The 13,578-nt window shown below is 73.3% G+C and carries 9 protein-coding genes; 4 read left to right on the top strand and 5 right to left on the bottom strand.

Features of this window, described 5'->3' with window-relative positions; translation table 11 throughout:
- Positions 1-482: 482 nt before the first annotated feature.
- The 4 genes from ACFQRF_RS26090 to ACFQRF_RS26075 all read right to left on the bottom strand — a co-directional run bounded on the left by ACFQRF_RS26090 (position 483) and on the right by ACFQRF_RS26075 (position 6,444).
- Positions 483-1,619, bottom strand: a complete 1,137-nt coding sequence (locus ACFQRF_RS26090) for a DUF58 domain-containing protein (protein WP_379873918.1) — start codon at positions 1,617-1,619, stop codon at positions 483-485.
- A gap of 68 nt (positions 1,620-1,687) precedes the next feature.
- Complete coding sequence (locus ACFQRF_RS26085; RefSeq protein ID WP_379873970.1) at positions 1,688-2,671, bottom strand: AAA family ATPase; 984 nt, start codon at positions 2,669-2,671, stop codon at positions 1,688-1,690.
- A gap of 120 nt (positions 2,672-2,791) precedes the next feature.
- Positions 2,792-4,981 (bottom strand): fibronectin type III domain-containing protein, encoded by a 2,190-nt coding sequence (locus ACFQRF_RS26080; protein WP_379873917.1) that lies wholly within the window; start codon positions 4,979-4,981, stop codon positions 2,792-2,794.
- A 380-nt stretch (positions 4,982-5,361) separates the two neighbouring features.
- Complete coding sequence (locus ACFQRF_RS26075) at positions 5,362-6,444, bottom strand: hypothetical protein (RefSeq protein ID WP_379873915.1); 1,083 nt, start codon at positions 6,442-6,444, stop codon at positions 5,362-5,364.
- Positions 6,445-7,292: 848 nt separating this feature from the next.
- Between ACFQRF_RS26075 and ACFQRF_RS26070 the strand changes: the two genes are divergently transcribed.
- Positions 7,293-8,732 (top strand): dicarboxylate/amino acid:cation symporter, encoded by a 1,440-nt coding sequence (locus tag ACFQRF_RS26070; RefSeq protein WP_379873914.1) that lies wholly within the window; start codon positions 7,293-7,295, stop codon positions 8,730-8,732.
- 227 nt (positions 8,733-8,959) lie between these two features.
- Positions 8,960-10,255: a chemotaxis protein CheA gene (locus ACFQRF_RS26065; RefSeq protein ID WP_379873912.1), complete on the top strand. Its 1,296-nt coding sequence runs from the start codon at positions 8,960-8,962 to the stop codon at positions 10,253-10,255.
- Positions 10,256-10,348: 93 nt separating this feature from the next.
- On the opposite strand, the gene ACFQRF_RS26060 is transcribed toward ACFQRF_RS26065, so the two are convergent.
- Positions 10,349-11,731, bottom strand: coding sequence for an NAD(P)H-quinone dehydrogenase (locus ACFQRF_RS26060; protein ID WP_379873911.1), 1,383 nt, complete (start codon positions 11,729-11,731; stop codon positions 10,349-10,351).
- Positions 11,732-11,935: 204 nt separating this feature from the next.
- On the opposite strand from ACFQRF_RS26060, the gene ACFQRF_RS26055 reads away from it, so the two are divergent.
- Both ACFQRF_RS26055 and ACFQRF_RS26050 read left to right on the top strand, forming a co-directional pair.
- Complete coding sequence (locus tag ACFQRF_RS26055) at positions 11,936-12,391, top strand: gamma-glutamylcyclotransferase family protein (protein ID WP_379873909.1); 456 nt, start codon at positions 11,936-11,938, stop codon at positions 12,389-12,391.
- A 164-nt stretch (positions 12,392-12,555) separates the two neighbouring features.
- The gene (locus ACFQRF_RS26050; protein WP_379873907.1) at positions 12,556-13,386 is read left to right on the top strand and encodes a purine-nucleoside phosphorylase; all 831 of its coding nucleotides are present in this window, start codon (positions 12,556-12,558) and stop codon (positions 13,384-13,386) included.
- Positions 13,387-13,578: the final 192 nt, after the last annotated feature.

The following is a 13,578-nucleotide window of genomic DNA, read 5'->3' as shown; positions in this document are numbered from 1 at the left end:
CGCGGCGGCTCTCCGGCCACACCGGTCGCCCCATCGCCCCTCTCCGCCGCCGGCCGACAGGCTCCCCCGCCCCTCGCTCCCCACGCCAGTGGAGCCGCTACCGACGGAGACGCCACCTTCGGCGACGCGCCCCGTCACCGACGCCGCGCGCACCATCGCCTCAGCCATCACGCGCTCGCTCCCGCGCACCTTCCCCGGGCGGCGATTCCGCGCGTCGGCCACGCATCGCCGCGCTGAACGCGGCCCGCTCGCGACGCTCCGGTGTGGGCAGTGGCCCGACACGCTCGGCGGTGGACTCGCCGGTCGGCGAGTGGGTCGACGAGTGGATCCCCTCCCTCTCACTCCGCGAGAGACCGATGCCGCCGCCTTCCCCATCCCTGTGTCCGCAAGCTCCGGTGCGACCGGGTCTCCCCGCTCGCCCGGCCGGAGCGGGCCGCGGTGCAGCGCGCCGAGGGCCGGTGGCGTGCCGCCCGTCCCCGCCGTCACCGTGCCCATGGCGCCTCGTTCCACCGGTCGGCGAACTCCGCCGCGTTCTCGCCGTGCACGACCGTCACGCCCGATGCGCTCGCCGGGACCTCGGGGCCCACGATCGCGGCGACCAGGGCCGGGAAGCGGCTCCCCAGCTCGGCGAAGGCCCGCAGGTCGGCCGCCGTCAGGGCGCCGCTGACCAGCACCACCGCGTCGCCGACGGCGCGATCGCGCACCCGGGCGCAGGCGGCCGGCAGGTCGGCGGCGCGGTCCGGACGTGCCTCGGCCAGCAGGTCCAGCAACGGCGGGAGCCCGGCGGAGGTGTCGGCGCCGCGGCCGCTCAGGAGGTGGGCCTCGCACTCCACTCCGGCGCGGACCGCGGTGACCATCACCGAACCCGCGGCGTCGGCCACGGCGTCCAGACCGCCGCGTCCCGCCGGGGTGGCGCGGTCGTCCACGAGGACGGTGAGCCGGGGGTGGGAGGTGTCGGCGTACTCGCGCACGGTCAGCCGTCCCCGCCGCGCGGTGCTCAGCCAGTGCACGTGGCGCGCCTCATCCCCGGGCACGTAGTCGCGCAGCGCATGGAACGTGAGCCCGCTGCCGCGGACGCCATCGAGCGTTCCGTCCGGGTCCGGCGCCGCGCCGACCGGGAGGGTGCGCAGCGCCTGCCAGCGCGGGTGCACCCACACGCGGTCGGTCCCGCCGCGCCTGCGCCGCCAGCGGGCCAGCCCGAGCGGGTCGGCGCCGCCGATCCGCGCCGGTCCCAGTTCGACCACGCCGCGGCGCTCGGCCGTCAGGTCGTAGCCGACCTCCCCGGACTCCCCCACGATCCGGAACGCGGCGCTGCGGGCGCCGTCGGCGTCGGCGATGCGTTCGGTCAGCCGCCCGGGCCGGCGGCGGCGCGTGGTGCCCGAGTCGCCGACGGCGATACGCACCCGCGTCGACGTGCCCGGCCGCAGCCGGGTCGCGGTCACGGTCCGGGTGACGGTGGCCCTGGCCGGCGGCGTCAGCAGCACGAACGCGACGGCGGCGAGCACGGCCAGCACCGCCACGCCGCCGAGCACGGCGAGTTCGGCGTAGCCGAGCAGCGCTCCGGCGGCGAGCAGCACCGCGCCGCCCGCCGCGACGATCCAGCCTCGGGGCGTCGGCATCAGTCCGCCGTCCCGTACCGTGTCACGCGGCGACGGGCGCGGAAGCGCGCCCGGTCACGGCCCGGCATCTACCGCCCACTCCCCACCGTCACGGGCTGCGGGACCGCGGCGCCGTCGAGGAGTTCGGCGAGCAGTTGCCCGCCGGTCCGGCCGCTCACCGCCGCCTCGGGGGTGCGGATCAGCCGGTGCGCCCACACCGGTTCGGCGAGCCGCTTGACGTCCTCGGGGGTGACGTGGTCGCGGTCGTCGCTGATCGCGAGCACCTGGGCGGCCCGCACCAGGGCGGTGGTGGCGCGCGGTGAGAGCCCCACCCGCAGCTCCGGGTGCCGCCGGGTGGCGTGCGCGATGCCCAGCACGTAGTGGAGCACGTCATCGGATACGTGCACCGTGCGCGCCACCCGGGTGAACCCCTCGACCTCCTCGGTGCGGGTCACCGGCTGCAGGTCCTCGGCGGCGAACAGGATCCGTCCCCGCATGATGGCCAGTTCGGCCTCGCTATCGGGGTAGCCGAGCGACAGCCGCATGAGGAAGCGGTCGAGCTGCGCCTCCGGCAGCCGGTAGGTGCCGTCCATCTCCACCGGGTTCTGGGTGGCGACGATGAGGAAGGGCGACGGCAGCGCGTACCGGGCACCGTCGACCGTGACCAGCCGTTCCTCCATGGCCTCCAGCAGCGCCGACTGCGTCTTGGGCGAGGCCCGGTTGATCTCGTCGGCGACCACCACGTTGGCGAACACCGGCCCCAGCCGGAACTCGAACTCCGAGGTGCTCTGGTTGTACACCGGCGCGCCGGTGACGTCGGAGGGCAGCAGGTCGGGGGTGAACTGAATCCGGCGCCACTTGCCCTGGACGCAGGCCGCGATCGCCCGCGCCAGCGTGGTCTTGCCGACACCGGGCACGTCCTCCAGGAGCACGTGCCCCTGAGCGAAGAACGCCACGAGCGCCAGGCGGACGACCTCCGGCTTGCCCAGCACGACCGAGTCGATCGCCGAGGCCATCCGGTTGAAGAGGTCGGCACCGGCCGCCACCTTCCTCGCGGACGGCGCCGCGCCCATGGAGCCGTCGGCGTCATTGCGGCTGGTCGGAGTGGTCACGGTTGTTCCTTTTCGGATCGGGGCCGGCGGACTACGGACGCCGCCGCCGAAGCGCGGCGCCGTCGGGGCCGCCGACGGGGGTCAGTTCGGCGACCGGTGGCACTGGATGTCGCTGGGTTCGCTGTCCTCACTGGTGTTGCCGTCGGCGTCGACGGCTTGGACGGTGAACTGGTAGCAGTTGTCGCCCGCGCGCGGGAACGCCGCGGTCTGGTAGGGGACGCGGTCGACGACCCGCGGCTCGCCGCGGTCCACGGTCACGGGCGCGAACTGCCGCGCGCCCGAGGCACCGGGGGTGACGACGTACCGGACGGCGCCGGGCGAGGCACGCCAGTACACGTGCACGGTGGAGTCCGCCGCGACCTCGAACCACACGTCCTGCGGAGCCGGCACCTCCGGCAGGGTCACCGGCTCGCTGGCCGTGGGCTCGCTGGTGACGCCCGCGCCCGTGCGCGCCGCGACCTCGACGAGGTAGGTCTGTCCCGGGGCGAGGGCGGTGAGCACGATCTCGGGCTCGGTGGTCGTGCGCGTCCCGATCCGCCCGCCGTCGGGGGTCACGGCGGTGACCACGTAGTCCACGTCCTCCCCGCGCGCGTCCACCGGCTCCCACTCCACGGCGAGCGAGCTCGCGGTGCGCGCCTCGGCGGCGACACCGCGCGGTGCCGGAGGCGCCTGCTCCGACGGCCGGACTTCGGGAGAGACGGCGGTCGGCCCGGCGCCGAAGGCGTTGGTGGCCTGCACGTAGAAGCGGTACGCGGTGCCGTTCGCCAGCCCCTCGACCACGGTGCGCCGCTCGGTACCGGGCACGGTCACGCTGCCGCCCGCCCAGCTCACCACGTAGCCGTCGACCACACCGGTCGGCGAGAACGCCTCGTACCACGACACGATGACCGAGCCGTCACCCGCCTGGGCCAGCACCGGAACCGGGGCGCCGGGGGTGTTGCCGCCGGCCGCGCCGCTGGTCCCGGAGCCGCCCGCCGGGACGACCGGCGGCTGCACGGGGGGCGGCGCCCCTCCGCCGGGCTCCGGGGTGGGCGTCGGGGCGGGACCGGGCAGCTCGGTCCCGGGCTGGAGGTCGGGCGCCCGGGGCGCCGTCCCCTCCTGGCCCGGGGCGGGCGTACCGCCTTCGCCCGGGGTGGCCGCGCCGCCGGGGCCGGGCGGCGGCTGGTACTCGTCCACGACCTGGGCCTCGCCGGACGGCCCGACGACCACGGCGTTACCGGATTCGGGGGCGTTGACGAAGAGGTGCCCCTCGCGGACCTCCAGTTCCAGGCGCCCGCCGGCGTCGGGAACGGTGACGACCTCGATCTGCTCGCCGTCGAGGGTGAACGCGCGCACGACCCCGTCGGCGGAGGACGGCAGGTAGACCGCGCCCTGGTAGGGCACCGCCACGGCGTCCTCGTCGGCGGTGCCCTCGGGGATCTCGAAGCTCTGCACTTCGGCGCCCTCGCGCAGGTCCGCGACGGTCAGCACCTCGCCGGGCAGCGTGACGGCGAGCTGTGAGCCGGTGGTGCGGGCGGGGAGGCGTGCGTCGGCGAGGTCCGTCCCGGCGGGGATCTCGACGGCCTCACCGCCCCGGACGCCGATCAGGGTGCCGTCGGTGCGGTTCACGCCGGCCACGCCGTGGTCCAGGACGCTGATGTCGACGTCGTCTTCGGGATCGGCGACCGGCACGGTCTGCCGCACCTCGGCGGTGCCATCGGCGACGGTGATCCCTACGACCGTGCCCTGGGTGGGCGCGCCGAGCCAGAGGACGCCCTCGTCGTCGAACTGGCCGCCGACGAGCGGTCCCGGCAGGTTGAGGGCCTCGCCGGTCGCTTGCAGCGTGCCGGGGTCGATGGCGCGCACCTCGCCGCCCTGCCGGTCGACGACCACGGCGGAGTCACCGGACATCGCCAACCCGAAGTCGCCGCTCTGGTCGGTGTCGAGCTGCCCGGAGAAGCCCATCTGGGTGAGGTCGATCGAGGTCATCCGGCCCGTCTCCAGGTCGTGCAGGATGAGGTACTCGTCGGTCTGCGTCACCTCGACCGGGTGCCCGGCGGACTCCGGGAGGTTGGAGACGGCCTCGACCCCGCCGTCCTGGGTGTTGACCTCGTTGGCTCGGCCGTCCTCGCTGTCCCACAGCCAGACCAGCCCGTCGGAGAGCTGCGCGGCCCGCCCCATGGCGCCGGCGCCGAAGACCGTGCACACCAAGGCCAGCGACAGCACCACGATGGTGCCCGATGAGGCGCCCGACCGGACGCCCCGGATCACGGCGGCTAGGCGCTGTCGCACGGTGTCATGTCTCCTGGTGGTCGAGGGGTGCGCACTCATCGGGCAACACGACGGCGGCCGGATCGGCCTGGCCGGGTGCGTCCACCGCGGGGCGACGTCCGAGGACGGGGCAGAATCATATCCCCGCCGGGAAAAAGGTCCCTTGACGCGACAAACAACACCACGTTAACCGCCGTCCTCCGCCCCCGTCGTTTGTTACCAGTTGTGCGGCACACCACGAAGGCCGGGCCGTGACCGGATCCGGCCAGTTCTCCGGATTCGCCCGCCGGGTCTCCGCCACCGGTCCAGCCCCGGCCCGCGCACGATTCGGACGGCCGCCGCCCGCGCACGGTTCCGCCCGGCCTCGACCATCCGCGTCACGCCGGCGGCGGCGTGCGGCGTCAGGCCGTCGCGTCGATGGCGATGACGCCGACGGCCGCGGAGCCGACCAGGAGCAGGCACGCCCGAACGCCGTCGTCCTCGCCCGCGGCATCGAACGGCAGACCGATCCCGTACGCGAGCGGGCGCGCGCCATCGGAGCCGTCGGCGACCCGCGCGGTGACGGTGGCGACCAGGTCCCGGCCGAGGAACCCCACGAGGCGGTCGCCCGGGAAGCTGGGCTGCGGATCGTCGTCAACGTCGTAGTCTCCGATCTCCCCCATCGCCCACGCCCCGCTCCGGGCCTGCGCCATGTTGTGTTCCTCGAACTCCGCCAGAACGGCGGCCAGCGTCTCCTCGTCCAGGCGGCGCGGCTCGGGCTCGGCGTCCTCGTCGTCCTCCCCCCACCACTCCTCGGCCAGCGACCACTCCCGCAGCTCCGACCGCGGCCACCAGGCGCGGACGGCGGCGTCCGTGGTGTCCACGGCGGCAAGGTCGACGTCGAGCCCGAGCGGTTCGGCCCACGCCCGCATGTCCATCCGGTCGTTGTTCGTCAGCCACACGAACTCGCCGAGCAGGGCCGCGGCGCAGTCGGCGCGGACCGCCAGAGCGGCCTGCCGGTATTCGGCCTCGGTGCGGATGCCGGCCGGCGCGATCTCGCCGTCACGCGCCCGGCGCGGGTCCGGCCAGCGTCCGTCGGGCGGCGGCCCGGACGGCGCGGGCGCGACGGACAGCCGGAGGGTGCGTCCGCCGAGATCGCGGCCGAGCAGGTGCAGCTCACCATCGAGGGGCGAGCCTCCCGGTTCCGCGGCGACGTGGACGCGCACTAGATCCCGGAAGCCCGCGGCCACCTCCCGCGCCAGTGCGGCGGCCAGTTCGCGGGCGGCTTCGTCCAGCGGCTCGGCTCCCGAGCCGAGCACGTCGGCCAGCAGCCGACCGACCTGGTCGGCCACCTCACCGGGCGGAAGCGCGCTGGTCCACGGAGCTTCCGGGTGGTGGACGCCATGGTTCAGCGGCTCGACGGCCACCGGGTGCCGGTGCCCCGCCGACCCCACGAACGTCTCCGGAAACCGGCCGTACTCCGCGACCTCCCCCGGGGCCGGCACCGAGATCCACGGCCGCTCCTTAGGGGATGGCGCGCTTCCCGGGACCGGAATGACCCGGTATGCCGGCAGCCCGGTCCCGGGATGGCCCGGAACCCATCGCTGCAGGAGATGTGCCGCCGTGACCGGTTCGAGTGCCCCCATCGCGTTCCCTTCTCCCGTCCCAGGCCCCGTCGCCGCCTCCCCGGCCCGCCGCGCTGGTCGGCCGACGATCGACCGTGCCGCCTCATCCAACCGCCCGCCTCTGACAGGGACAGGGCTTGCGGTCGCACTCGCTACCTTCACCGCCGACCCGGAAATGCCTACAGCGACCACGCCGACGACTCCGGGCGTTTGGATGGCGCGCCGCCCTGTCCCCTGGGCCGCACTCGCCACCTCACTCCCCTCCACCGCCGACACACAGGGGCTACGCCCAGGGGTGTCGACGCCTCCGGACGCTCGGCGGCTCGCCGCCCTGTGCCACTTCGTCGCGCTCACCACCTCGCTCCCCTCCACCGCCGACACACAGGGGCTTCGGCGATGAACGTCGACGCCTCCGGACGCTCGGCGGCTCGCCGCTCTCGGGCAACGGTTTTCACGCCTCGCCGGTCGGGAACTAGGAATAATCCGATTCCGCCGGATATTGTCACCTTTGTGAAAAATCTCTGGGGCCTGACCCGGCGGCGGCACGTCGACCTGTGCCGGCTCGCCAGCGACGCGTGTCGGCGCGGCTGACCACACCCGCCGCCACACACCGTTTCGCCGCGTCTCACGCCCCATCGGGCGGCCGCGCGGCAGTGCCGCACCTATCGGCATCCGCCGGAGTCGTTGACCGGCCGATTCCGTTCGCACCCTGATCCTGGAGTCACCCCGTGCTAGCCGCCCTACGCCGCATCCCCTTCGCCGTACAGGTACTCGTCGCCCTCGTCCTCGGCGTCGCGCTCGGTGTCGTCGCCCGTCAGATCGGCCCCGTCGGTGACGGCGATCCGAACTGGCTCGCCGTCACGCTCGACACCATCGGCTCGACGTTCGTCACCCTGCTGCGGACCATCGTCCCGCCGCTGATCCTGCTCGCCGTCATCTCCTCCATCGCCAGCCTGCGCAATGTCACCAACGCCGCCCGGCTGGCCGGCCAGACTCTCCTGTGGTTCGCCATCACGGCGCTGATCGCGGTCGCCATCGGCATCGCCCTCGGCCTGACCGTGCGCCCCGGCGTGAACAGCGGGGTGGACGCCGGCACCGCCGCGGAGCCCGGCCAGACCGGATCCTGGCTGGCGTTCCTGGAGAGCATCGTCCCGGCCAACTTCCTCGGGCTGAGCGCCGGCACCTCCGCCGATGACGCCGGCGTCCTGAGCACCTCGCTGGACTTCAACGCGCTGCAGCTCATCGCCATCGCCATCGCCCTCGGCGTCGCCGCCGTCAAGGTGGGCAGCTCCGCCGAGCCGTTCCTGGCGTTCACCCGCTCGGCGCTGGACGTGGTCCTGAAGGTGCTGTGGTGGGTCATCCGCCTCGCGCCGCTCGGCACCGTCGGCCTGCTCGGCAACGCCGTCTACAGCTACGGCTGGACCACGATCGGCGCGCTCGGCAAGTTCACCGCCGCCATCTACGCCGGGCTCGTGATCGTGCTGTTCGTCGTGTATCCGCTGCTGGCCCGGCTCCACGGCCTCTCACCGGTCAAGTTCTTCACGGGCGTGTGGCCGGCCGTGCAGCTGGCATTCGTGTCGCGCTCCTCGATGGGCACGCTGCCGGTCACCCAGCGGGTCGCCGAGACCAACTTCGGTGTGCCGCGCGGGTACGCGTCGTTCGCCGTGCCGTTCGGCGCCACCACGAAGATGGACGGCTGCGCGGCGATCTATCCGGCCATCTCGGCGATCTTCGTCGCCCAGTTCTATGGCCTGTCCCTCGGCCTCACCGACTACCTGCTGATCGTCTTCGTCTCCGTGATCGGTTCCGCCGCGACCGCCGGCACCACCGGTGCGACCGTGATGCTCACGCTGACGCTGTCCACGCTGGGCCTGCCGCTGGACGGCGTCGGGCTGCTGCTCGCGGTCGACCCGATCCTGGACATGGGCCGGACAGCGGTGAACGTCGCCGGCCAGGCGCTCATCCCCGCCGTCGTCGCCAAGCGCGAGAAGATCCTCGACGTCGAGCGCTACCACGCGCGGCGCGGCCTCGACGGCTTCGTGGCCGAGCCGGACACCGCGAACACCGACCCCGAAGACGGCGACGGGCGCGACGGCGCCGTCCCGGAGCCCGCAGGGGCCGCGAGCGACGCCCCGGCCGCCGGCTCCTCGCCCACCGGGACACGCTGACCCCGGCGTCGTTCCCAATGGTGACGGGGCGGGCCGCCGTAAAGGTGGTCCGCCCCCGCGATTTGCTGGGCGGGCGGTCAGTCGCCCAGCTCCCGTCCACCGCCCACGCGAGGGGGCCTACGGCCATCGGCGTCGACACCTCCGGACGCTCGGTGGCTCGCCGCTTTTGGGAACCCTTGGCCGGTGCCGTTCGTCTGAGACAGATGAGGGAGGCGAGAGGAACAGACATGTTGCGCCGCTTGGTAATACCCGCACTGCTCGCCGCAGTGTCCACCGTCGTCCTGGCAGCCGCGCCCGCGGGCGCCGCAGCCGATCCCGACGTCAACGAGGTCGTCCGCGCGCTCGAAAGCGAGCACGTCTACGTCGACCCCGACGCCGACACGCTGTCGTCCACGGACGCCGGCACGCTCACCCAGATCGCCGGAAACTCCGAGACCCCGGTCTACATCGCGGTCTTCCCCGAGGGCACCTTCACCTCGCGCACCGCCGCCGGCTCCTTCGCCGGGCAGGTGCAGTCGGAGATCGGCGACGGCACCTACGTCATCGTGTCCGGGACCGACCTGGCCTCGGACTCCACCGTGCTCAGCGACAGCGCGGTCGACAACGCCGAGGCGGCGGCCCGCGAACAGGGCACGCCGGTGGACGGCCTGAACGCCTACGTCCAGGAGATCAACGACGAGGCCAGCGCCGCCAACGCCTCCGGCGTCTTCGGCGCCGTACTGCTCGGCGTCCTCGCGCTCGCCGTGGTCGGCGGCGGCTTCTTCCTGTACAACTCCAAGAAGAAGCGCGAGGCCAAGGCCGCCCAGGAGCTCGCCGACATCAAGAAGATGGCGGCCGAGGACGTCACCCGGCTCGGTGAGGACGTCGCGCAGCTGGAGATCGACCTGACCAAGGTCGACGAGGAGACCCGCCGCGACTACACGCACGCCATGGACTCCTACGACCGCGCCAAGACGGCGCTGGACTCCATCAAGCGGCCCGAGGAGATCCAGCAGGTCACCACCGCGCTGGAGGACGGCCGCTACTTCATGACCGCCACCCGCGCCCGGCTGGACGGCCGGCCGGTGCCGGAGCGCCGCAAGCCGTGCTTCTTCAACCCGCAGCACGGCCCTTCGCAGCAGGACGTCATGTGGGCGCCGCCCGGCGGCGCGCCGCGCTCGGTTCCGGCCTGTGTCACCTGCTCGCAGGCGGTGCTGACCGGCGCGCACCCCGACGTCCGCATGGTCGAGGTCGACGGCCACCGGCGGCCGTACTACGACGCCGGTCCGGCCTACGCGCCCTACGCCGGCGGCTACTTCGGCATGGACATGATGATGGGCATGTTCACCGGCATGATGATCGGCAACATGATGGGCTCGATGATGGGGGCTTCCATGATGGGCGCCGGCATGGCCGACATGGGCGCCGCCGACGCCGGGGCGGCCGCCGACGTGGGCGGCGGCGATGAGGGCTTCGGCGGATTCGGCGACTTCGGAGGCGGCGGATTCGAGGGCGGCGACTTCGGCGGGTTCGGCGACTTCTAGCCGGACGCTCGACCTTCCTCGGTCACCGTCGTCCAGACAGCAGACGGGGCCCGGCCGTACGGCCGGGCCCCGTTCCCGTGTGCGGGAGTCGGGCTACTCGGGCGACGCCTGCATGAGCGAGCGGGCGGCCTCGGTGACGCTGCCGGACAGGGACGGGTAGACCGAGAAGGTGTGCGCGAGGTCGTCGACCGTCAGGCGCTGCTGTACCGCCACGGACACCGCGAGGATCAGCTCGCTGGCGCGCGGGCCGACGATGACCCCGCCGAGCACGATCCCGGTGTGCTGACGGCAGATCAGTTTCACGAAGCCGTCCTTGGTGCCGTGCATCTTGGCGCGCGGGTTGGTGTCCAGCGGCAGGTTGACCACCCGCGCGTCCACCTTGCCGGACCGTACGTCGGCCTCGCTGCAGCCCACGGCGGCCAGCTCCGGGTTGGTGAACACCGTGGAGGCCACCGTGGACAGCTTCAGCGGCGCCACCGCCTCGCCGAGCGCGTGCCACATGGCGATGCGGCCCTGCATGGCCGCCACGGAGGCGAGCATGTTGACCCCGGTGCAGTCGCCCGCGGCGTACACCCCGGGGGTGGAGGTGCGCGACACCCGGTCGACCTCGACGAATCCGCCCTGGTCCAGCCGGACGCCGATCTCCTCCAGGCCCAGGCCGCTGGTGTTGGGGATCATGCCCACCGTCATGAGGCAGTGCGTGCCCTCGACGGTGCGGCCGTCGGCGAGCCGCACCTGCACGCCGTCGCCGACCCGGGTGACGGACTCGGCGCGGGCGTTGGCGAGCACGTTCATGCCGCGACGGCGGAACACGTTCTCCAGCACCTCGGCGGCGTCCTGGTCCTGGGTGGGCAGCACCCGGTCGCGCGAGGAGATCAGCGTGACGTCGGAGCCGAGCGCCTGGTAGGCGTTGGCGAACTCCGCGCCGGTGACGCCGGAGCCGACGACGATGAGCCGCTCCGGCAGCGTCTCCAGGTCGTAGAGCTGGCGCCAGGTGAGGATTCGCTCGCCGTCGGGCCGCGCCGTGGGCAGTTCGCGCGGGTGCGCCCCGGTGGCGATGAGCACCACGTCGGCGTGCAGCCGTTCCTCGCCGACCGCGACGATGTGCGGGTCGACCAGGCGGGCGGTCCCCGGGATGATCCGGACGCCCTCCTTGACCACCCGCGCCGCGGTGTCGTCGGACTGCGCCCGCGCGAGGCGCTTGACCCGGTCGTTCACCGTTCTCAGGTCGATCCGGACGATGTCCTTGTCCTCGGCCTCGTTCCCCACGTTGATGCCGAGTTTCGCGGCGTCCGTCACGTAGTTCATGCGTACCGATGTGGCGATGAGGGTCTTGGACGGGACGCAGTCGGTCAGCACGCAGGCGCCCCCGATGCCGTCGCGGTCCACCACCGTCACGTCGGCTCCGAGCTGCGCCGCCACCAGCGCGGCCTCGTAGCCTCCGGGTCCGCCACCGATGATCACGACCTTGGTCACGTCTGTTCTCACTCCTTCTGGCGGGCTCGGCCCCCGGCGCGGGACACGCACCGCCTTCCTGGGCGCATCTGCGGGGCAAACCGCCACTCGTCCCCCCGATCTCGCCACGGGAGGCTCTGCTCGCCTGTCGCACTGTCCATTGTCCGTCATGGCGGGTGTCGGTTTTCGCACCGCTCCCCTGATCAAGCACGTAGCATGGCCCGCGTGCCTCTGTACGCCGCATACGGCAGCAACCTCGATCCCGAGATCATGGCCAGGCGCGCGCCGCACTCGCCGCTGTGGAGCACCGGGTGGCTCACCGGCTGGCGGCTCACCTTCGGCGGCGGCGGGAGCGAGTGGGGAGGCGCACTGACCACGCTGGTCGAGGACCCCGCCTCCAGCGTCTTCGTCGCCCTCTACGATGTGCCGGCCTGCGACGAGCCGCTGCTGGACTCCTGGGAGGGCACCGATAACGGGGTCTACTCGCGCATCCGGATCCGGGCGCGCACCCTGCTGGACGGCGACGTCACCGCGTGGGTCTACGTGCTCAACGACTACGAGGGCGGGCTGCCCTCGGCGCTGAGTCTGGGCGCCATCGCCGATGCCGCCGAGAAGGCGGGCGCCCCGGCGAACTATGTCGCGGAGCTGCGGTCGCGACCGTGCGCGTCCGTCGACCTGTGACGCTCCGGCGCGCGGGAGATCACGGCCCGTTCCGCCCGGTGCGCTGATCCACCTCGGGCACGGCACGCCGCACCCGCCACGCGCGCCCGGGCCGCCATTACCAGAAATCAACACGCAGCGTGGCAATCATTCACGCATTGATTACTAAGAGTTACGATCAGAATGTGAGCGAATCCACCCAAGAACGTTATGCCACCGCGATCGCCGAACCCATCGACCTCGCCGTCCGGGCCGCCGACGAGCTACGGACCCGCACCGGCGCCGACTCCTACGACGCCCTGATCGTCCTCGGCTCCGGATGGGCACCCGCCGCCGACGCCCTGGGCGCACCCGACCTGGAGATCGACACCGCCACACTGCCCGGTTTCGTGCCGCCTTCGGCCCCCGGCCACAGCGCGACCGCGCGCGCGGTCTGGGTCGGCGCCAAGCTCGTGCTGCTGATGTGCGGCCGCACCCATCTGTACGACGGCTTCGGCGCCAGACAGGTGGCGCACGCCGTCCGCACGGGGGTCGCCGCGGGCGCCCGCACCGTGCTGCTGACCAGCTCCGCCGGGTCGCTGCGCACCGACTTCGCGCTGGGCCAGCCCATCCTGGTGCACGACCACCTGAACCTGACCGGGCGCTCGCCGCTGCTGGGCCCGGACTTCGTCGACCTGAGCGACGTCTACAGCCGGCGGCTCCGCGAGGTGGCGCTGGAGACCGACCCGTCGCTCGCCGAGGGGATCTACGCGCAGATCGCGGGGCCACAGTTCCCGACACCGTCGGAGCTGCGGATGCTGCGCACCGTGGGGGCCGACCTCGTGGGGATGTCCACCACGCTGGAGGCCATCGCGGCCGTGGAGATGGGGGCCGAGGTGATCGGGCTGGCGCTGGCGGCGTACGACCCGCTGACGCCGACCGGCCGGCTGGTGACGGCCGACGGCGTCCTCGCGATCGCCCACGAACGTGCCCACGACCTCGGCGGGCTCCTGAACAAGATCCTGCTGCGGCTGTGAGGGAAGTCCCGGGGAGAGCCACGCCGCCCCCTTCCGCGCCAGGGGTGCGCGTCCCTCCCCGGGGTGAGGACGGAGACCGCGTGCCGGTCCCGCGACCCGCACTGCGTGGCGAGCAGCGACCCGTCAGTAGCACTGCCGGGGAGGCGCTGGCCCCGGGCACCGGCGGCGCGGTCTCCGCACGGCCCGCGGCGC

The sequence above is a fragment of the Marinactinospora rubrisoli genome, from assembly GCF_042664915.1.
Lineage (GTDB): Bacteria > Actinomycetota > Actinomycetes > Streptosporangiales > Streptosporangiaceae > Marinitenerispora > Marinitenerispora rubrisoli.
This window is presented reverse-complemented; position numbering and strand designations above follow the sequence as displayed.